At 60.5% G+C, this 435-nt stretch carries 1 pseudogene; it reads right to left on the minus strand.

The annotated features are described in order from the left end of the window. A pseudogene (locus AC1D0P_RS30005) lies at positions 1-435 on the minus strand (polysaccharide polymerase); the annotation flags it as partial.

Raw genomic sequence — 435 nt, forward strand, 5'->3', positions numbered from 1 at the left:
CTGTCATGACGACGCAGGCGCCGAGGCCGAAGCGCGCGTCAGCCGAAATGATCAGGATCAGCGCCGAGATGATCAGGAACCAGCGATGTTTGTAGTCGCGGCGAAACAGACCCCAGGCATAGAGGATGGCGCCGTAATTACCCATCGACACTGGTTCGAGAAACACCGAGGAGACACGCTGCTGGCCGAGAAAGGGCAGAAGCGTGCGCGGTTCGGGGCGATTGCCGGAGATGAACAGGCCGCGCGTGGCGCCATAGCTGTCCTGCAGGCTCACGGTGCCGCGCGAGATGTAATAACCCAGCACATTGAACCAATCGAGATAGAGGTCGAGCAGGAAATATTCGAAGGCGGCGAAGACCAGGACGATGATGGCGGAGATCAGCGCCAGCCGGTCGGCGATGCGGATATCCTTCACGCGCGTGCCGAGCACATAGA

This window comes from Polaromonas sp. P1_G2 (assembly GCF_056405515.1).